Source organism: Deinococcus arboris, from assembly GCF_009755355.1.
Lineage (GTDB): Bacteria > Deinococcota > Deinococci > Deinococcales > Deinococcaceae > Deinococcus > Deinococcus betulae.
In genome coordinates this window covers 73,671-91,003 of sequence record NZ_WQLB01000009.1, presented here as the reverse complement: position 1 = coordinate 91,003, position 17,333 = coordinate 73,671, and the positions used below count along the sequence as shown (strand labels likewise).

At 66.9% G+C, this 17,333-nt stretch carries 32 protein-coding genes; 3 read left to right on the top strand and 29 right to left on the bottom strand.

The window, feature by feature from the left end; all coding sequences use genetic code 11:
• Positions 1 to 720 precede the first annotated feature (720 nt).
• From GO986_RS08965 to GO986_RS08825, 29 genes are all read right to left on the bottom strand, one after another.
• The gene (locus GO986_RS08965; protein WP_157458945.1) at positions 721 to 1,197 is read right to left on the bottom strand and encodes a hypothetical protein; all 477 of its coding nucleotides are present in this window, start codon (positions 1,195 to 1,197) and stop codon (positions 721 to 723) included.
• Complete coding sequence (locus GO986_RS08960) at positions 1,197 to 2,759, bottom strand: hypothetical protein (RefSeq protein ID WP_157458944.1); 1,563 nt, start codon at positions 2,757 to 2,759, stop codon at positions 1,197 to 1,199. Before GO986_RS08960 ends, GO986_RS08965 begins: the two co-directional genes overlap by 1 nt.
• Positions 2,756 to 3,337, bottom strand: coding sequence for a hypothetical protein (locus GO986_RS08955; protein ID WP_157458943.1), 582 nt, complete (start codon positions 3,335 to 3,337; stop codon positions 2,756 to 2,758). The genes GO986_RS08960 and GO986_RS08955 overlap by 4 nt, the downstream gene beginning before the upstream one ends.
• Positions 3,334 to 3,855 (bottom strand): RusA family crossover junction endodeoxyribonuclease, encoded by a 522-nt coding sequence (locus GO986_RS08950; protein WP_157458942.1) that lies wholly within the window; start codon positions 3,853 to 3,855, stop codon positions 3,334 to 3,336. The genes GO986_RS08955 and GO986_RS08950 overlap by 4 nt, the downstream gene beginning before the upstream one ends.
• A gap of 2 nt (positions 3,856 to 3,857) precedes the next feature.
• On the bottom strand, positions 3,858 to 4,082 hold the full coding sequence (locus tag GO986_RS08945) for a hypothetical protein (RefSeq protein ID WP_157458941.1): 225 nt from the start codon (positions 4,080 to 4,082) through the stop codon (positions 3,858 to 3,860).
• Positions 4,079 to 4,432, bottom strand: coding sequence for a hypothetical protein (locus GO986_RS08940; protein WP_157458940.1), 354 nt, complete (start codon positions 4,430 to 4,432; stop codon positions 4,079 to 4,081). Before GO986_RS08940 ends, GO986_RS08945 begins: the two co-directional genes overlap by 4 nt.
• On the bottom strand, positions 4,429 to 4,887 hold the full coding sequence (locus GO986_RS08935; RefSeq protein WP_157458939.1) for a hypothetical protein: 459 nt from the start codon (positions 4,885 to 4,887) through the stop codon (positions 4,429 to 4,431). The genes GO986_RS08940 and GO986_RS08935 overlap by 4 nt, the downstream gene beginning before the upstream one ends.
• A complete protein-coding gene (locus GO986_RS08930; protein WP_157458938.1) occupies positions 4,887 to 5,402 on the bottom strand; it encodes a hypothetical protein in 516 nt (171 codons plus the stop codon). Before GO986_RS08930 ends, GO986_RS08935 begins: the two co-directional genes overlap by 1 nt.
• Positions 5,399 to 5,941, bottom strand: coding sequence for an ASCH domain-containing protein (locus GO986_RS08925; protein WP_157458937.1), 543 nt, complete (start codon positions 5,939 to 5,941; stop codon positions 5,399 to 5,401). Before GO986_RS08925 ends, GO986_RS08930 begins: the two co-directional genes overlap by 4 nt.
• On the bottom strand, positions 5,938 to 6,189 hold the full coding sequence (locus GO986_RS08920) for a hypothetical protein (RefSeq protein WP_157458936.1): 252 nt from the start codon (positions 6,187 to 6,189) through the stop codon (positions 5,938 to 5,940). The genes GO986_RS08925 and GO986_RS08920 overlap by 4 nt, the downstream gene beginning before the upstream one ends.
• Complete coding sequence (locus GO986_RS08915; RefSeq protein WP_157458935.1) at positions 6,186 to 6,389, bottom strand: hypothetical protein; 204 nt, start codon at positions 6,387 to 6,389, stop codon at positions 6,186 to 6,188. The genes GO986_RS08920 and GO986_RS08915 overlap by 4 nt, the downstream gene beginning before the upstream one ends.
• Positions 6,386 to 6,679 carry a hypothetical protein gene (locus GO986_RS08910; RefSeq protein WP_157458934.1) on the bottom strand — a complete coding sequence of 98 codons (294 nt, stop codon included), beginning with the start codon at positions 6,677 to 6,679 and terminating at the stop codon, positions 6,386 to 6,388. Before GO986_RS08910 ends, GO986_RS08915 begins: the two co-directional genes overlap by 4 nt.
• Complete coding sequence (locus GO986_RS08905; RefSeq protein ID WP_157458933.1) at positions 6,676 to 7,470, bottom strand: hypothetical protein; 795 nt, start codon at positions 7,468 to 7,470, stop codon at positions 6,676 to 6,678. Before GO986_RS08905 ends, GO986_RS08910 begins: the two co-directional genes overlap by 4 nt.
• On the bottom strand, positions 7,467 to 7,982 hold the full coding sequence (locus GO986_RS08900; RefSeq protein ID WP_157458932.1) for a hypothetical protein: 516 nt from the start codon (positions 7,980 to 7,982) through the stop codon (positions 7,467 to 7,469). Before GO986_RS08900 ends, GO986_RS08905 begins: the two co-directional genes overlap by 4 nt.
• Complete coding sequence (locus tag GO986_RS08895; RefSeq protein WP_157458931.1) at positions 7,979 to 8,170, bottom strand: hypothetical protein; 192 nt, start codon at positions 8,168 to 8,170, stop codon at positions 7,979 to 7,981. Before GO986_RS08895 ends, GO986_RS08900 begins: the two co-directional genes overlap by 4 nt.
• 1 nt (position 8,171) lies before the next feature.
• Positions 8,172 to 8,636 (bottom strand): hypothetical protein, encoded by a 465-nt coding sequence (locus tag GO986_RS08890; protein ID WP_157458930.1) that lies wholly within the window; start codon positions 8,634 to 8,636, stop codon positions 8,172 to 8,174.
• A complete protein-coding gene (locus GO986_RS08885) occupies positions 8,633 to 8,860 on the bottom strand; it encodes a glyoxalase superfamily protein (RefSeq protein ID WP_157458929.1) in 228 nt (75 codons plus the stop codon). The genes GO986_RS08890 and GO986_RS08885 overlap by 4 nt, the downstream gene beginning before the upstream one ends.
• Positions 8,857 to 9,351 (bottom strand): hypothetical protein, encoded by a 495-nt coding sequence (locus GO986_RS08880; protein WP_157458928.1) that lies wholly within the window; start codon positions 9,349 to 9,351, stop codon positions 8,857 to 8,859. Before GO986_RS08880 ends, GO986_RS08885 begins: the two co-directional genes overlap by 4 nt.
• On the bottom strand, positions 9,348 to 9,794 hold the full coding sequence (locus GO986_RS08875) for a hypothetical protein (RefSeq protein ID WP_157458927.1): 447 nt from the start codon (positions 9,792 to 9,794) through the stop codon (positions 9,348 to 9,350). Before GO986_RS08875 ends, GO986_RS08880 begins: the two co-directional genes overlap by 4 nt.
• Before the next feature lie 80 nt (positions 9,795 to 9,874).
• Positions 9,875 to 10,855 carry an ATP-binding protein gene (locus GO986_RS08870; RefSeq protein WP_157458926.1) on the bottom strand — a complete coding sequence of 327 codons (981 nt, stop codon included), beginning with the start codon at positions 10,853 to 10,855 and terminating at the stop codon, positions 9,875 to 9,877.
• Positions 10,852 to 11,877, bottom strand: coding sequence for a hypothetical protein (locus GO986_RS08865; protein ID WP_157458925.1), 1,026 nt, complete (start codon positions 11,875 to 11,877; stop codon positions 10,852 to 10,854). Before GO986_RS08865 ends, GO986_RS08870 begins: the two co-directional genes overlap by 4 nt.
• Entirely contained in the window at positions 11,874 to 12,677 is an 804-nt protein-coding gene (locus GO986_RS08860) for a hypothetical protein (RefSeq protein WP_157458924.1), read from the bottom strand. Before GO986_RS08860 ends, GO986_RS08865 begins: the two co-directional genes overlap by 4 nt.
• On the bottom strand, positions 12,664 to 13,278 hold the full coding sequence (locus GO986_RS08855) for a Rad52/Rad22 family DNA repair protein (RefSeq protein ID WP_157458923.1): 615 nt from the start codon (positions 13,276 to 13,278) through the stop codon (positions 12,664 to 12,666). Before GO986_RS08855 ends, GO986_RS08860 begins: the two co-directional genes overlap by 14 nt.
• Positions 13,275 to 13,553 carry a hypothetical protein gene (locus GO986_RS08850; RefSeq protein ID WP_157458922.1) on the bottom strand — a complete coding sequence of 93 codons (279 nt, stop codon included), beginning with the start codon at positions 13,551 to 13,553 and terminating at the stop codon, positions 13,275 to 13,277. The genes GO986_RS08855 and GO986_RS08850 overlap by 4 nt, the downstream gene beginning before the upstream one ends.
• The gene (locus tag GO986_RS08845) at positions 13,550 to 13,843 is read right to left on the bottom strand and encodes a hypothetical protein (protein ID WP_157458921.1); all 294 of its coding nucleotides are present in this window, start codon (positions 13,841 to 13,843) and stop codon (positions 13,550 to 13,552) included. The genes GO986_RS08850 and GO986_RS08845 overlap by 4 nt, the downstream gene beginning before the upstream one ends.
• The gene (locus GO986_RS08840; protein ID WP_157458920.1) at positions 13,840 to 14,064 is read right to left on the bottom strand and encodes a hypothetical protein; all 225 of its coding nucleotides are present in this window, start codon (positions 14,062 to 14,064) and stop codon (positions 13,840 to 13,842) included. Before GO986_RS08840 ends, GO986_RS08845 begins: the two co-directional genes overlap by 4 nt.
• Positions 14,065 to 14,167: 103 nt before the next feature.
• A complete protein-coding gene (locus GO986_RS08835) occupies positions 14,168 to 14,566 on the bottom strand; it encodes a hypothetical protein (protein ID WP_157458919.1) in 399 nt (132 codons plus the stop codon).
• A 67-nt stretch (positions 14,567 to 14,633) separates the two neighbouring features.
• The gene (locus GO986_RS08830; RefSeq protein ID WP_157458918.1) at positions 14,634 to 14,936 is read right to left on the bottom strand and encodes a helix-turn-helix domain-containing protein; all 303 of its coding nucleotides are present in this window, start codon (positions 14,934 to 14,936) and stop codon (positions 14,634 to 14,636) included.
• Positions 14,933 to 15,205 (bottom strand): helix-turn-helix transcriptional regulator, encoded by a 273-nt coding sequence (locus GO986_RS08825; protein WP_157458917.1) that lies wholly within the window; start codon positions 15,203 to 15,205, stop codon positions 14,933 to 14,935. The genes GO986_RS08830 and GO986_RS08825 overlap by 4 nt, the downstream gene beginning before the upstream one ends.
• Positions 15,206 to 15,624: 419 nt before the next feature.
• Between GO986_RS08825 and GO986_RS08820 the strand changes: the two genes are divergently transcribed.
• The 3 genes from GO986_RS08820 to GO986_RS08810 all read left to right on the top strand — a co-directional run bounded on the left by GO986_RS08820 (position 15,625) and on the right by GO986_RS08810 (position 17,308).
• Positions 15,625 to 16,050 (top strand): S24 family peptidase, encoded by a 426-nt coding sequence (locus tag GO986_RS08820; protein ID WP_157458916.1) that lies wholly within the window; start codon positions 15,625 to 15,627, stop codon positions 16,048 to 16,050.
• Positions 16,051 to 16,136: 86 nt separating this feature from the next.
• Entirely contained in the window at positions 16,137 to 16,541 is a 405-nt protein-coding gene (locus tag GO986_RS08815) for a S24 family peptidase (protein ID WP_157458915.1), read from the top strand.
• On the top strand, positions 16,538 to 17,308 hold the full coding sequence (locus tag GO986_RS08810) for a hypothetical protein (protein WP_157458914.1): 771 nt from the start codon (positions 16,538 to 16,540) through the stop codon (positions 17,306 to 17,308). The genes GO986_RS08815 and GO986_RS08810 overlap by 4 nt, the downstream gene beginning before the upstream one ends.
• Positions 17,309 to 17,333 lie beyond the last annotated feature (25 nt).

Sequence of the window (17,333 nt, the reverse complement as noted above, 5' to 3'; positions counted from 1 at the left end):
TCTGCGCACATGGAAGAAACTTACGCTGGCCGCAAGATCAGAATCTCTCAACAGCCACTTGGCTTTCGGGGTTCGTCCCTCATAGCACGCCCCGCTCCTGTGCAGACGCAGTGGGTCGTTCAAATCGTGGTTGACGATGAGGATGTGACAGAGAAGGTTCTCGGAGACGATTCACGGACTATCAGCAACGAGGCCGGTTTGGTGAAGGCGCGAGCGGCTATTGATGCTGGTCAAATCTAAGCGCTCTACCAGCGTGGACATGTGGTGCACCTCTCCAAGTTCTGCCTTTGGGGTCGCCGGTCCAGCCTGGGCCTTCACGGGCATACGGCGGCGGCGAGCTGCACTCAGCAGGCACAAAAAAGCCCCGCACGGGGCGGGGGTAGGTGGAAACCGCCTTCACTCGGGCGGGCCGTGCTGACTTTCCTTACGCCTCAGAACGGGAAATCGTTCCGAGGGGTAGTGTGCTGGTCACGCGGTGGCCTTGTGGACTGGGCGGTAGGTGCGGCCTGGTTGGGCATGGACCTGTGCTACAAGTCGGCGCGCTCCACGTGGCTGCGGGCCAGGGTTGGCATGGCCTCGCAGGCCACCAGCATCGTCACGCGGTGGCACAGATCCAGAAAGCTATGCTGCCCAAACGACAAAGCCCTGCGCTAGGCAGGAACTTTTCTCGATACACGTTGTGCAGCTTAATCAGAATTAGGCGATTTATGGGGAAATTTGTCAAGCCCCCCCGTTTTGACAGAATTTTTTGCTTAGGGCGGCCACCACGTCGCGGATAAATGCGTCAAGGCTGGGCGCGCTCAGCACGAATGTGGCGCGCTTCTGGTCGAGATTCAGTAGGTGTTCGCCGGTGCTGAGATCGGTGATGACTAAATGTGCATCCCCTACACGCTCAGAGCGATTGCCAGCTGAGCTACGCCAGTGATTGACCTCCCCAGACAGCCCAATGCTGGCCTTGTCAAGGAGCTCAAATTCATAGTGAGGATAGACCTTGAAGCCTGCCCGGCGCAGTGCGCGTTCTAGGGCGTTGGTGACGTCAATGTTGTAGTCGCCGTCCAGAAAGCTGTCCAGAGCAATGCCTAGTACCGGCGTTGCGTCTGGGGCGCAAGCTGCTGTAGCAGGCGTCGTGACCTGAAGCTGCGCACAGGCCACCGACGTGCTGAGGGCAAGGGTCAGGAGAAGACGTTTCACGTCCATCAGCCTACGCTGCCCTGATTCTTGCTGTCTGGCTCCAGCGGGGGGTGAAAGCCCGGCAGCGGCGCCTCCCCCAACTCAGGCGAGGTGATGTCCTGGGCTGGTAACTCCACTTCTAGCGCGCGGCGCAGCACCTCAAACGCCAGCAGCAGATCTGGATAGCCTTTCAGGCTGGCCCGCGCTTCCAGGTGCCCGTCGTGGTCGCGGTAAATCAGAGCCTCGTCATCGTCCTGCCGGCGACCCGGCTGGCGGCCGTCGGCGCGCTCGCTCAGGTCCACCATCCATCGGCACAGGCTGCCCCAGGCGCGCAGGCCTGCCGCCGTGCCGGTCACGGCCTCCAGCTCCTCGTGGTTGGCCACCTCCAACGTGTGCCCGTCTGGCCCGTACAGCACGATCAGGCGCACGTAATACTGGGTCATGCCGTCGTAGCGGATGAAGACCCCGTCCGCGTCATGCACCGCGTGTTCTTCGCGCACCGAGAGCACGTCGCCGTGAAAGTAGCGGCCCGAGCCGTGCTTGATGCGGGTTCGGTTCATGGCCTTCGTGGCCACTAGGTATTGGAGGCGGTGCTCGCGCACCATCAGGGCCAGGGTCAGCGCCTGGTCGGTGTGCCCGGCCAGCACGGCGGTCGCCAGTTCGCTGCCCAGCTGGGTGGCCCGCAGCAGGTGGTCATAGCGGTCGCCGTGCAGGGCGTTTCCCTTGCGGGGGCCCTCGGCGCTCTGGGTATGGGGGCTGCCCGTTTCCCGTTCACCCAGGGCGATGATCTGCCTCAGGGTGCCCTGGATCCGCCGCTCCTCGCGCTCCTCTTCACTGACGGCCAGCAGTTCGGCGTCTGAGAGGAACCAGCGCCGGTGGATGCTGAGGGCGATGCGGTTGATCATCGCCCGGTGCTCCTGGGTCATCTGGGCGCGGGCGGCTTCCTCGGTGGGCACCGGCAGATGGCTGGGGGCTGGGACAGCGCCCTTTCCTCCACGCCCGCCCCGCTTCGCCGCCGCCGCTGTCGCATCCTCCTGGGCCGCCCGCAGGAGGGCCACCGCAAGGTCTTTGGCCAGCGCTTTGCGCTGTGCCCGCGCGGCCACCGTGCCAGCCATCTGGCGGGCGCGCTCCTCGGCCTGCTGGAGGAATGGGCCCAATTCGGGCACATCGGTCTCCTCGCCGTCTTTCAGCACTTCCGCCGCAGCGGCCGCGTGCGCCGCTTGGGCCAGCCCGACGACTTCGAGCAGGCGTTTCCAGCCGGGCATCCGCCGGGCCTCCTGCACGAAGGGGGCCACGTCGTCGCTGGGCGCGGTCAGGCTGACCTGAGAGAGCGGGACGGTGCGCTGCTCATCAGTGGGAAATCGCAGGCGCACCGTGGCGTTGCGGACGTCGCGTCGGGGGCCGCGTGCAACGGTCACCTGCTCGCCGGCATGGGGCACGTCCATGCGCTTGGGCATGTAGTACACACGGTCGCCGGGCTTGAGGGCCAGCAGGGCGGCCGAGTAGACCACGCGCTTCTTCTGGCCCTGGCGGCGCTCGTCGGCTTCGCGGGCTTCGCGCTGCACGCGCTTCCAGGTGGGCTCCGTCATGGGCGGCCCCGTGTGGCCTTCTGGTGGGCGTCAAGCGCCAGTTCGCCCAGCTCGGTGCGCGTGTAGCCGTCCCCTGCCCGCGCGACGTGGCCCCGCGCGGCCAGCAGCACCAGTAGGTCGCCGTGCGCGCGGGTCGCCGTCTCGCCGGCGGTGAGCATCTCGGCGGCCACCAGCGCGGCGTGCAGGCTGCGCGCTGTTGTCAGGTCAAAGCCGTCCAGGAGCCGATGGACCAGCACCTCGCGCAGGGGCGGGCCGCGCCGGGGGGCGTGTGCGGGGCCGTACTGGGCTTCATAGGTGACCAGCCGGGTTTCGCCGTAGCCGGTCAGGACGTAGCCGGCGCCGTCTGGTCCCCAGTTCACCCAGCGGATACGGCCCTGGCCCGCCAGCCACCGCAGCAGGCCGCGCTGATGGTCGCTGATCGGCTCTCTCTGGTCCCCGGAGTGAAGGCGAGCGGCCACCAAGGCGGGGAGGACGGGCATCGGGATACCACTGAACACGGCCAGCAGGCGGTAGAGGTCGGGTTTGTCGTCTTTGTGCAGCATGGGAACGGCCTCCTGGCGCGCGTGGTGGGTGGTCATAGGTGGGAAGCCTCCAGGGGCGTGATGGTGACGAGAACGCAGCCGCCGCGCAGGACGGGGCCGCGCGTCACGCGCAGGTCGTCAATCAGCGAGTCGTCAGCCCAGACCTGCGCGTGCGTCAGGGCGTCTTCCAGGGCTTTTGGGATGTTTGAAAGGTCCCGCTTGCGCCGGTCAGGTGGGCAGGCGTGGAGATGCACGGCCAGGCGGGCGCCTGCCGGCAGGGAAGGGCCACCAAGGTCTGCCACGATGGCCAGAACCTTGGCACGGTAGCGGCGGCCCGCTTGACTGAGCAGCACGCGCGCCCTGGCCTCGCCGGCGACGCGCACCACGACGGCCCGCCAGATGCGGTTGACGCTGGGCGGGTAGGGGAGCGTGAGCTGCAGCGCGGCGGGGCTGGGTGCGGACAAGGGGCCCGGCACGCCAGACACACCCGCCCCGCCAGCGGCGGGGACGGGCCGCCGCTGTGGGAACAGGTGTGGGAAACGCTGCATGTACTCGTGCAGCTCGGTCGGAGTCATCTTCAGGCGGTCACCTTCTTCAGGACGCCCGGCACCGTGACCATCGTGTAGCCGTCTGAGAACTCGATCAGCACGTTGCGAGAGCCGGGAAAGCTGGCGTGTGGAGCCGAGAGGGTCAGTAGGCGGCAGAGCTGCCCACGCCGCTCGGGCGTGCCTGTCCTTCGGGCGTCCATCTGAAAGCGGTAGACCTCGCCCTCCGTCAGCCAGCGGTAGCGGCGCGGGGTCATACGCGGCCCCTGTCCCAGGTGGCCACGCTGGGCGTGAGGCGCCGGGCGGGCGTCGCGGCCCACCACCGCCACCAGGGCCGCACGGTGACGATCGACACGCGCACGTAGCAGTGCGTGCGGCGCAAGTGCTGGGCCTCCATGTCCACGGCGGCCGCGATCTCCATGCCGGCATACATGCCGTCGAGCACCCGCCCGTCTGGGGCCACGAGGAGGGTGACGGCCGCGCGGTCGTCGAACGCCACCCGCTCGACGAGGGTGCCGTTGATCAGGGCGGCAGGTGGCCGGCGGGCCTGGCACCCGTCACGGTGCAGGCCTTCGCTCAGGCCGCAGGCGGGGCAGGGCGCGGTCACGCGGCCACCTCGTGGCGGCCGTCGTCTAGGCGGCGCACCAGGCCCCGGTCCAGGCAGTCAGCCAGCACGTCGTCGGTGCGCGCGAGGTTGAACCCGCACCGCCGCAGCCGGCCCGCGAGCAGGGCGCTGCTCACCGGGCGGCCCTGGGCGCGCATCTGCCCCATCAACAACTCGCGCTCGATGTCATCCACAGGCGGGCGCGGGACCGGACGCGCTGGCACCTGGGCCACCACCGGCTCAGGGGGCAGGGCCAGGTGGGCGGCGCGCTCGTCGGGGGTGGCCAGCCGGTACTGGCCATTCTGGGGCCGCACCAGCTGGCCACGGTTCATGAGCTTGGTCATGGCGCTGTTGGCCACGGCGGGTGGGGTCTTCATTTCACGGCTGACTTCGGCGGGTGCCCACAGGCGAGTGGGGTCCGTGCGCATCACGCTCAGCACCTGTTCAATTCGGCCCATCAGTCTGTTCTCCCTTTGTAATTGGCAAAGGCCCCGTCAGAGGCCGGCACACGCCGGGCGTCAGCGTTCAGGCGCAGGCGGTAGAACCGCTCAGCGGCCACCCAAGCGCCGGCGAGGGCCAGCTTGGGGAACGGGTCGCGGCAGGTTTGGGTCGTGATGTAGTCCTCACTGGGCAGCCAGGCGTGGGCGCTGTACAGGCGGTGGCCGTCCACCTTCCGGCTGGTGATGCGGAACTCCCAGCCTTTGCGCTCCATTGCGTCCATCACCTCTTCGAGCGGGGGAATGTTGGCGGGCTCCAACTCGGCCACGAAGAAGGCGGATTTGTCGAGCACCGCTGCCGCTGACCGCCCTTTCTGGATACCCAGCCAGGAGATCCGGAAGGCCCGCAGCCGCTCGTGCAGGTGCCCGAGCAGGTAGGCCTCCGGGTCGCTGAGGTCGCCGGCCTGCCCCTTCTGGCCCAGGTGCATGTACAGCACGGCCTCCTGGGTGCGGCGGTCGAGGCCTCCGCCGATCATGCGGCCGCCCCATCACGCCGGGCCTTCCACGCGGCGCGCACCTGTTCCAGGGCTTCGGGTTGCAGCTGCCAGAGGCCCTGGGCACCCCGGTGGGGAATGGGCTCAGGCAACACCAGCAGGTCCGCCATGCGCCAGTGGTGCTGGCCCTCGGCCGCCCAGAGGCTGGGGTCCTCTTTCGTCACGTTGGCCAGCCGCGCCACGGCCACGATGCCGGTGGGGCAGAAGGGCCGCGTGTTCTCGGCGGTGGGCTCGGGGCTGACGCCGCGCATCATCTGCGGCTGGTAATAGTGGCCAAAGTCCGGCAGCTCCACGCCTGGAATGAGCCCCAGGTCCTGCATCCACTCCAGGGCGTGGACAATCTCGTCGAGATACTCGTCGTCCGATTTGCGGGGCAGGGCGCCGCCGTGCAGGGCGAGGTACATGCCCACCTGGCCGCCCATGCGTGAGGGGTGCCACTTCCGGTTTTCCACGTCCTTGCCGTGCAGGAAGGCCCAGGCCCAGGGGTGGCGCAGCGTGAGGCCGCGAATAAGCTGCTTCACAGCACCTCACCCCCGGCCGCTGGTTTGATTGGCCCACGCTTGGACGTGCGCCCGGCCAGGCCCACCGCCTCACGCATGGCCAGGGCCTCGTCTGTGGGCCGGAGATACCGGAACACGGCGCGGCCATCCTCGGCCGCCTCCAGCACATGCCAGCACTCGCCCACGATGATCTGGGCGCCGACGGGCATGGCAAAGCAGCCTGCGGGCAGCGCTGTTGCCGGTGCGGTCGGCACGTCGGCGGCCGTCATTCGCGGTACCCGTCATAGATTTCGAGGCGGCCGTCAAACGGGCCGTGCTGCTGCTGGAGCCAGGCCGAGTCGGTGACAGCGTCCAGAATCAGGCTGTGGCCAAGGGTCACAGACAGGGTCAGAAGGTCGTCAAGGCTTTCGAAGGCTTGAACCTCGCCGTGTTCCAGCAGGCCGGTGTGGTACACGAAAAGGCGCGTCACTGCGCCTCACCCCCCGGCGCAGGCTGGGGCTGGGCGGGTTGGTTGCGCCAGAGCGTGATGGCCTGACGCCAGCCGAGCCAGGTACGGCAACCGGTGTTGGCACGGATGAGGACCATATCGTCGCCCTGCGTCCCGTGGGCCAGCAGTGCAGCTTTGACGCTGCTGCGGCTGACCAGATCACAGTGACGCCGCCCGCATCGACCTGTCCACACAATCCAATCTCGGTGACCGTAGCGGGCCAATCGCTGTGCGTATTGCGAGGCATCTGCACCGATGTATGCCGTACTCATGCCTGCTCACCTGCCCCTGGCGTAGGCTGGGCATCTTCCTTGGCCAGCAGCACGAAGGTCGTCTTCGCCACCTCAAGGCCAATGTGCCGGTCCAGCAGGCGGTCAGCGTCGCCCAGGGCCCGCCAGGTCAGGCGGTGGGGCGGGACGTTGCGGCCCTGGGCTAGCATGCCGTCGCGCCAGGCGGCGTGAACCGCGCGCCCCAGTTCCTCTTGACTCTCCGGGAAGAACAGCACCCGCTGAGCGGCCGTCTCCTCGCCCTCAACCGAGACCACAGGGACGGCGGGCGTCTGCCGGGCAGCCCAGGCAGCGGGCCGCAGGATTCGGGCGACGTGGCGACCGTACCACTCATTCTGGTGCCGCCAGGCCGGGTGCCGTTCCAGCAGCAGGGCTTGCATGAGGCCGGCTTCCAGGCCGAGCAGGTCCCGCTCCATCCGCTGCAGGCGCTGGTGGTCGGCGGCCACGTCGAGCAGCTCGCCGGCCTTCAGGTCCAGCACCAGGTTCAGGGCGCCTTCAGCCTGACGCTCGCGCGTGGTGGCGGCCGCCCAGTCCTCGCCCTGTTCGGCCTGGGTCTGGGCGGCGTCGGCCTCCAGCCAGCTGGCGACCGTAACCAGGGGGTGCGGCGTGCCTTCCGGCTGCTGCGCCGCCGCTTGCGCCACGTCCACCATGCGGCGGGCCAGACCGCGCTTCAGGCGCATGTGCTCCAGGCTGACCGGGTCGCCACTCTGTTCGGCTTGATCAGCTTCTTTGTTCAGGACGACGGCCAGGGCTTCAATCGCTTTAAGGACGCTCATTGGTTGTTCTCCCAGCCGTAGGCGGCGTAGACGGCCGCACGGTGCTTCGTGTAGAGGGCGTTGTCAGCGTCCCGACGCTCTTTTTTGCTCAGGCCGTTCGGCATCGAGTGGCTGATCGGCGCCTGGTAGTAGTCGCCCAGGTGGTGGCTCCACAGCTCCTGCTGGGTCATGCCGGCCGCGTCTGGGTGGGGCGTGATGCTGGGCGTGTACGCCTCGATGTACTGGCGCACCGCCTCAGCGTTGCGGGCCTTGCGGGTCTCAGCGGCCTGCTGGGCGCTGTCCTGCCGCACGCGGGCCTGGTCCTGGGCACGGGCAAACGCGGCCGTGGTCTCGGCCTCGGTGACGCGGTCCTCGAAGTACAGCTTCACGGGCGCGTCCACGGGGCGGTTCCGGCTGCCCACGCGGAGTTCATTGGGGCGCTCGCGGTCGTGTTTGCCCAGCAACTCTTTGATCATGGCGGGCGTCCAGCCGCGCTCTTTCAGGTCCTGGGTGCTGAGGGTGGGGCGCTTCACTGGGCGCCGTCCTCGGGCCATTCAAACAGGGCCTCACCTTCCACGTTCAGGGCGCGCTCGGCGGCCCACGTCCCGATGAGAGTGAACATGCTGTCGTTCAGTTCCTGGTGCTGTTCGGGGGTGATGAGGGCGCCATCTTGCCGAGTGAATCGGTAGGCGACCTCCATCGCGGTCCATTGGTCAGGCATCTCAGAGTCCTCTCTCGAAAAAGGTGGGCGTCTCGCGCTGGCGGGTCTTTTTGGGTTTCGTGGGTTTGGCAGGCAATTCGAACAGCGCCGGCATGACCGCTGGTTTAGGAGCCAGGGCCTTGGCACGCAGCTCCTTCAGTTCCTGCTCCTGCTCGCGCATGACCTTCGGGCGGGTCAGGATTTCCTGCGCGGGGCACGTGCTTTTCTCACTGGGTTGGCGGCTGTCGCGTGCCGCTTTCATCAGGGCCAGCAGCTCGTCCGCGATCTCGTGCAGGAGGGTGGTGGACTCGCCGGCGTGGTCGGCTTCGATCAGGGCGCGGGCCAGGGTTTTGAGCTTGGGAAAGGTGTTCAGGACTGGGTAGGTGCCGCAGTGGCTTTTGGGGTGCACCAGCTCGGCGGCGTGACGGATGACGGTGCGCAGGGTGACCTGGCGGCCGGTGCCCCAGATTTCCGCAGGGTGCGTCATCGCGCCCTCCGTCGGGATTCCAGGCGCTTAGTGGGTGCCAGGCCAGCTTGCTCACGCAGAGCGGCCTGATAGGTGTACCAGTCCTTGTAGCCGGCCTGTTGGGCCAGCGCGTGGAGACAGTGGTTGTGTCTCACCTGGGGTTCGTCCTGGTCCGCCAGGGTCTGCATCATGGCTTTGGCCTTCGCCTTGATGGCCTGAATAGCCGGCGGGTCATTGCGGCTCACGCCAGGGCCCCGAACAGGCTGGGCATGACGGTGGCCGCGCGTGGAGCCGGATTCACTGCGGCCGCCGCCGCTGGCACCACCGGGGCCGGCAGGGGAGACGCCTCTTCCGGCGGCACTGGCGCCCACTCGCGCACCAGGCTGGCCCCGCGCGGGCTGACGGCCACGGCGACGGCCTGGCCGTCGAGCGTGACGTGGTGGGTCACTGTGGCCCGGCCCAGCAGGGGGTGGACGAGTTTTGTGCCGACGTCCGGCGTGTGCGTCCAGTCGCCTTGTTTTGGCGTGCTGGGCGCAGGCTTAGGGGTGGGCTTGTTTTTGGCAGCCAGCAGCTGGGCCTGCCGGTGGGCCGCGTACTGGGCCGCCGTGTAGCGGGTGACGGTGCAGCCCTGAGCCAGCATGGTGCGCTCGAAGCTGGCGCCGAAGCCCTCTTGCCAGTCCAGGGTGACGGCGTGCAGGAAGCCGCGTGGGTTGTGGGCCGTCAGCACGTCGGTCATGCCTGCCCGGATGGCACGGGTTCGCCGCTGGTCATCTCAGCGAGAGCCAATTTCGCTTCTTGAAAGAAGGCCGCAAAGCGGCCCTCTGGCGTGGCGTACTCATCCACGTCTTCGCCGCGAATTTCTAGGGCGTCCAGGTCAAGTTGCACGACGCGGCCCGCCAAGTTCTCTCGCGCCTGGTCTTGTATCTCCAAGGCGTCTGCGTAGGCCTGAAGCGGGTCGCGCAGAAAGGCTTTGCCCACCGGGACGCCGTGAATCACGCCAACATAGATGTGTCCTGAGGTGCCATCCTCGAACGCGGCGCCCTGACAGGCCACCCTGATTGGGGCAGAACAGAGGAAGGTGTCGCGTTGGTCGCTGTTAGCGGCCCGCCACCAGGTCTGTTGAATGTCGGTCATGCCGTACTCGTGGACGTAAACGATGCCGGAGGTGCTGTGCGTCATGTCGGTTACTCCTGAGAGAGAGCGGAGGCCAGCGCGCCCGGTGGCCTCCGGTGTGGGGCGCGGCGCGGTCGGTTGAGCGGTCACCAGCTCACCTCGGTCTTTTCATCGCGGAAGTTCACGCCGTGGTTGACGTGCAGCACGGTCAACGGCTGCAAGCGGGCCGTTACTCGCGCGCCAAAGATGCCGGCCAGGCAGGGATCTTTCGAGCCCTTGAACAGCGGAAAGAGCGGCAGGTTGCTGGTCACGATCACGGCCTTCCGGTGCGCCTGGCGGTAGTCCAGTGCCAGGAACAGCAAGCGCCGCTCAATGGCCGCCGTCTCGCCCTCGCCGGCGCCCAGGTCGTCGATGATCAGCAGGTCCGGCGTGGTCATGCGCAGCAGCGCCGCCTTCTCGCTCAGCGCCTCACCCGTCTTGTTGTCAAAGCGTTCTCGCACGTCCAGCGCTAGGCGGGCCAGGTTCACCACGGCCACCGTGCGGCCGATGCGAATGGCGGCCTTGCCGGCCAGCATGGCGGCCTGCGTCTTGCCGCTGCCGGTCTCGTTGCTGTGCAGCAGCAGGTTCACGCCCGAGTCCAGCAGGGCGCCGATGTCGCGGCACTTCTGCTCGACGCGGTCCAGGGGGGGCAGCAGGCGTAGGCCACTCCACTCGCTGTCGAGGTAGCGCTCGGCCACGCCGCTGGCCTCCAGCTGGGTGCGCAGGGCCGCCTCGCGCTGCGTGCGCTGGCACACCACGCACGGCACGCCGACGGGCGACTCGCCTGGGGCGCGTTCGGCGTAGATCATGCCCCCCTGGCACTCGCGGTCATGCAGCGCCTGAGCGACACGCTGCCGGTAGGCGGGCATGCTCCGCATGCGCCCAAGGGCCTTCACGGCACTCAGCCGGGGGTACAGGGGCGCCGTGGACGGCACAGCACGCAGGCGGCCCAGCACATCGGCCACGGTGGGGATGGGTGCGGGGCGGGGGTGCTGTGCCGCATGGTTGGCGCGGGCCTGTTCCAGTTGCTGCTGGGCGAAGTTCACCACGGCCTGCTCCTGGGGGGTGGCGGGGGTGTGTGCGGTCATGGGCGCCTCCGGGTGCCGTCCAGCGGCATGCTGTTCAGCAGGGCGGTGAAGTCGAGTTCTTCTTCCGGGGTAGGTTCAGCAGGGGGTGGGGTCAGGCGCAGCACGGCGGCCTCGTCGAGCGCGGCGATCAGGGCGCCCCGGTAGCGGCCACCCTTCTGGCGGGCTTCGGTGACCATGCGGCGCACGTCCTCAACGGGCAAATTGGCCCACTCGGCGCGGAAATCACGCTCGGCCATCAGGTCGGGCAGCGGGGTCTTGAGCCCGCCCAGCGCCCCGGCAATCACGGCCAGCGCCGCGCCGCCGCCCGCCGCGCCCGGAACTTTTTCCGTGCTGGTGGCCTGGTCGGTCCCGCGTGTGGAGGGCTGAGTGAGACCTGAAACGGGTCGTGCGGTTGCTGCGCCTGCCCCGCCAGGGGCAACGGTGCCGAAGGCGCCGCTTGGGGTTTGGGTGCTGGCGTCTGGTTGTCCTGCTGAGGTCTGACCGGCGGCGGCGGTGAGGGTGTCCTGGTTGCCCTCGCGTGCACGCACTGCCGCTGCTGTTTGTCTTTCCTTTTCTTTCTTTGTCTTTCCCTTTCTTTCGGCCCTGCGTTTTCCGGCGCTAGGCGCAGCTTGACTGGGTGTCTGCCGGTCTACTTCGTTGACCAGTACCGGTCTACTAGGTTGACCAGCGCGGTCTACTACGTTGACCAGTTCCGGTCTACTGGGTAGACCAGTCAACTCTGTAGACCGGTCTACTTCGTTGACCACCAGGCCATAGGCGGCCTTGGGTCCCCGGCCGCTGATTTTGTAGAGCGTGCCCCGGTCCTGGCCAGCGTTGAGTCCATTCAGAACCCCCTGCTTCGAGAGGCCGGTCAGGGCCATCAATTCAGTCAGTGAGCGGGCCGTGGCCGCGCCGTCGGCGTTCCAGCCGAAGGTGTCGCGGATGATGACCATCGTGACCTTCAGCTCGGCTTCGCCCATCAGCGGTAAGAGCCAGAACAGCTTGTTCGGCACCTTGGTGTAGTTGGGAGGCTCGAAACTCACGCGGCCTCGACCTCCCCAGTGCGGGGCAGCCAGCGGTCGCCTGTGGCCATGCAGCGCGTGCGCGGGGTCAGCAGGGGCAGTGGCAGGCCCCCGTGCCCCATCTCGGCCGGTTCCCATTTCCCAGGCGCCCAGGGGGGCGGGTCGAGCCAGAGCCCATCGTGCGCGGCCCAGCCCAGCGTGCAGGCCACGTCACAGCCGTCTGGCCGTCCGTGCCGGCAGGTGCCACACACTTGGCCGATAAGAGGCGCGGCGGCGGCCGGAGCAGGACTGGCCACCGCTGGCGCTTTCACCACAGCGCCTTCCGGCACAGGCCCGCGCACTAGAAAGCGCTCGAACACGGCTGGGCGCACCTCGGCGCCGTTGTAATGGTGGCGGACCTTCTTGCCGCGCTTGGGCGTCGCCGTGCGCCAGGTGGCCCTGCAGGTGCTGCAGTGGGCTTCCTCGCCGCGTGTCTTGGCGTCCTCGACTGCCGCCGCCGCGCTCCAGGTATGGGTGCAGAGCTGGCCGGTAAAGGCGTCCGTGATCAGGAAAGCGTCGAGGCGCGCGCCCTCCGGCCCGACTTGCCAACTGCGGAACTTGGGCTGAATCAGCCCAGCATCGTGGCCCAGAATCTCGCACTCGGTCGCGCCGGGCAGGCGGCCCTTGGTGCGCCAGACGATGAGTTGCTTGCGCTCACCGCGCAGGGCGACCTTGACGTGGAGGCCGCCCTCCAGTTGGCGGTGGACGCCGGCCTGGGCCTTGCCGGCCGCCGCGAACATCTCGGCCAGCAGCGGCGCCAGGGTGTTCTCAGTCGGCGTCATGGCCCTCACGTCTCTGTGGCGGTGGTGAAGGATGCAACGCGCCCAGGGCAGCCTTGAGCCCCTTGTAGACCTCGCGCTGCAGGTCCTGGTCCTCAGGGAGTTCGTAACGCAGCTGCTCCAGGGCCTGCATCACGTGGGCACCGCCGGGGGTGCGCTCGTAGTCCGGGCGCGCCCAGTCCGGCAGCTCTGGGGTGGTGACCGGCTGGCGTTTGGCGTCGTCCCAGTCAGTCCAGATCTTGGGCAGGTCATAGAGGTAGCGGCCGATGCCGAAATGCACCGCGCAGCGCTTCAGGGCGTCACTGGCCGCCGCCTTCAGGGTGCCGAGGGCGACCTCGGGGGCCTCGCCAATGTCCTCACGGGTCACGCCCAGCACCGTCAGGCGGCCGCGCACGGTGGGCAGACGCGCGCCGGGCACGACGTCAACGGCAAAGCTCCATTCATCCGGGCAGATACCGTCCAGGCGGTCCTGCACCGCGCGGGCGTCAATGTGAGCCATCATCAGGGCCCGCTTCCGGTCCTTGCTGACCGCGCCGGGCTTCCAGTTGATGAGGTGAGCCGGGAAGGGCATTTGGAGTCGCTTCTGAACGTCGGAGAGTTTCATTGGGCCACGTCCTTGCGGGTGAGCAGGTTGAACAGGTGCAGCAGCAGCGCAGCGGCAGCGGCGCCCAGCAGGGCGAGCAGCACCTTCAGCGCGCCGGGCATGTCGGGCTGGGCGTCCGGTGCCAGGGCCAGCAGCAGGCCGTAGGTCAGCCCGAACAGGGTGGCCACGACCACGACGGCGCCGAACGTGTGCCGGGTCAGGCGCTGGCCGTCCATGAACGCCAGGCCGAGCAGCGCGCCAGGCACCACGAGCAACGCCACGGTCAGCGGGCTCACAGCCGGATCTCGCAGTCGCGGCAGAGCTGGGCACCCAGCCGGCAGGGTTGGCCGCAGCCGCACGGCACCAGACTGTCGGCCTCAGGCGCCACCGGGCCGCGTGGGGTTGCTTCCAGCGTCTCGACGCGGGCTTTACGCTGGCTGGCAATCGCGGCGCGGGCCAGCAGGCCGTCCGCGCTGTCGCCGGCTTCCAGGGCCTGCTCGGAGAGGCCCCGCAGCGTCTCAGCGTTCTCGGTCAGCGCCTCACGCAGGAGGTCCACCTGCTGGGCGTTCCGGGCGTCGTGGCTCATTGGGCCTCCTGGGCGCTCTCGTAGGCGTCCCGCGCACAGGCCGCGCAGGTGGCGCCGATGTGGATGGTCGTCTGACCGCCGGGCGTGGTCACCGTCAGATGGATGTCGCGGCCCTGGCCGCCCCAGCGCGCCTCATAGCCCCGGTCCCGCAGGTCCTCGACCTTGCGGTCGGCGCTGGTCCCCGAGGGCAGCCAGGGGCCGGGTGTGGTGATGACGCTCACAGCGCGGCGTCCAGGCCCATCAGCAGGGCGACCAGGCCGATCAGGGCCACACCCACTCGGCGGCGACAGAGGAGGACGGTGAGTTCCGTACCGAAGCGGTGCCTCATGCCGCACCACCGATCTGGGCAGCTGCGCTTGTGCTAGGGACAGGGCAGTGGGTGGCCAGCTGCTCGTCGGTCAGGCGCAGGTAGGTGCAGGTGTCGAGGCGAGCGGCGGCGGCGCCAAACGCACAGGGCACGCCGTTAATGGCGCCGGTCAGCACGCCACTCTGCGAAGACAGCGTGACCGTGCCGGACCAGGCGTAGCCGGTGAAGGTGTCGCTCTCATTGACGGTGTAGGTGCGGCTCAGGGCGGTGCGGGCGGGTTCGGTGCGGGCCGTCCAGCCGCAGAGGCGGCTGTAGCTGGCTTCCACGATGGTGCGGCCCTGGGCTTTGGCGCGGGCACGCAACTCGGCCATGCTGTGCGCGGTGAGGATGACGGCGGGGCTTGAGACCTGTATCATGAGGACGCTCCTTTTCTGAGTGCGCGCCAGGGACCGTGAATCCCGCTACGGCGCGCTTTTTGTTGGTTCAGACAGCCTTCTGGCCTGCCTGCCGGACGCGCATCTGCGCGGTATCGGTGGGATTGGGGTGACGCAGAACAGCGAGCAGTGCCTGGCGACTGAACTTCCAGCCGCGACCGATGAGCAGGCCTGGCAAACGCCCGGCCTCGGCCTCAGTGCGGATGGTCTGCTCGTCGAGGTGCAGCAGTTTGGCCGCCTCACGGGTTGTCAGGACGGTGTCGGGTTCAGTGGATGTGGTGGGGGAGAGGTCGGCCAGGGCTTGACGCACGCCCACGGCCACGGCCTCAGAGATGAGGGCTTCGAGGCTCATACGGACACCTGGCTTCCAGAGTCTGCTTGGGTACAAACATTATTTTCAGAAGATTTCTTGGATATATCCATATTGACTGGAAAAAAGAGAGCTTGGACGGGGACGTCCAGGGCTGTAGCGATGGCTTCTGCTGTTTTCGTCTCAGTGCCATTGACTGTCCCAAGCTCGTGCGCCCGGATAGTCAAGGAAGAGATGCCCGATTTAACGGCGAGCTGATCTCGGGTCATATTGCGCTGAGTACGCAATTTTCGGATTTCGCTCATTCGCATACTTCAAATATATGGATAGGTACGTACATTGTCAATGTACTCTAGGTGTGAAAACTTTCGGAACGTGGGAACCCATAACGTACATTCTGCGTAGCAGCGTCGAAATGTACGCCTCTACCCATCTCATGCCAAGAGTTTCCCGCCAACAGAAAGAGCGTCCTGCATGGTCTCAAGCCATAGCACAGCGGCGAATGATGCTTGGTAAGCGACAGGAAGACGTGGCTGTAGATGGCGGTTTAGACGAAAACGGCAAGGAAATATTGACTCAGTCAAACATTGCAGACGTTGAAACTGGACGTGTCCATTTACTGAATGTTGGACTTGGAAAAGTTGTCGCTCTTGCGCGTGGGCTGGATTGGTCGCTTGCGCACCTTCAAAGAGCAACTGGAGTCGATCTAGGTATCGTTGAAGCCCAAGATATGGGTGCCGACGCCACACCTATCTACCTGCTGCGCGACGTGGCCAAGGCCGAGCGGCAACCCGACGCCTACGCCTTTGTGGCGCCCAATCCGCGGGTGCAGGCCCCGCCTCAGTCTTTGGCGGTCTTCGCGGACTCCAACGAGATGACCAGCGACCAGCAGCGCAGCATCCACGAAGACGACATTGTCTTCCTGGATCTGGCCGACACGGCCGCAGACCGTCCCAACAACATCTACGCCGTTGAGCACCAGGGCCGGGTGCATCTGCGCCGCCTGACGCCGTTGCCGAGCGGCCTCGCGTTCACGGCGGACAACCCAACGTTTGCTCTCAATTTCATTCCTGCTGACCAAGCGCGTGTGTTGGGCCGGGCGTACCGAATCGTCAGCGATCAGTCGCCCACCCCATCCACCCGACTCTCGAACTAAGGAGGTTTGCCATGCCATACGCGCCTTCTGGGATTGCTTTACCCAGACATTATGTTAGGAACACAAGGAACCTTACCCTTTCCGGTGTGCTGCAAGCGAGCGTCCCGGAGGCGCCCGTGGCGGATGACGGCCTGGCCTGGGAAGGACCGCCCCCAACACTGGTCCTGACGCCAACCCAGTACCGCCCACATGCCCGCGCCATGCTGGTGATTGGACACAGCATGGACGATGGCAGTGAGCAGGCCATCCGGCACGGTGACATCGTGTTGGTGGACCCCCGGATTCTGGGCAGCGTGTACCACAACACCCGGAACACTGTCATCAGCACGCGCAACGGCTACATCGTCAAAGAGCGTGGTCTCGTGAACGGGAAGCACCTCTTGGTCAGCCGGAACCCCGACTATCCGCCGATCAAGTTTGACCCAGAGTGGCGCATGGAGGGCGTGGTGTACGCGCGGTACCTGGGCAAAAAGCAGGTGAAGTTCCTGTGAGGTGGCGGGAGCTTGGCCGGTTTTACCCCCACGTCAACCCGGTGGACTACACGATGGGTGACCTGGTGGACTTCGGTGAGCATGTCGGCACCCGGCTCCCGACCCCCCTTCAGCATGCCTTGGCCCAGCTCCGCAACAGTTCGACCACGTTCACTCGCGCCCGCCTGCGCGTCGAGCACGAAGATGGCCAGAAAGTCGCGCACCTGAGCTTGAAAGTGCCTGCCCAGACGCTGGATGACCCTGAGCGGACAGATGAAATTTACGAGGCCGTTGAAGGGACCAGCACCGAGCGTCTGACGATTCGGGCGCACCTGTCCTTGCAGAACGTGCCGGAAATGCACACCTTGCCTGTGGCCCGGGCAGAGCTGCTGGAGCCCAGCGACCGTCAGGACGCCGAGCTGGCTGAGCCAGAGGACGCCTGGCTAGTGCTGACCATGGGCGACCTGTTCGACGAGCACTTTGAAAGCACGGACCGGTTACTTGACGCCTGGCAGGTGGACATGGGCCTGGCCCAGCTGCCACGCCTGCTCCTGATGACGGTAATGGACCACCGTCTCAAGACGGAATATAAGGCTATCGAGTTGCCCGAGCCGGCCACACTCCACATGGCGAATGTCCTCGCGGAACGCCTACGCGTCAGCCGGGATTTGAAGGTCGACGTGGTGTTAGCCCAGCGGGTGTACATCCCACCACGTTGGCGGCCTTCGTCGGTCTACGAATCAACTCGGGAGATGGCGCGGCGTATTCGTAAAGAAGTTAAACCCTAGGTTTGCCACGCTCACCAGCTGAGGT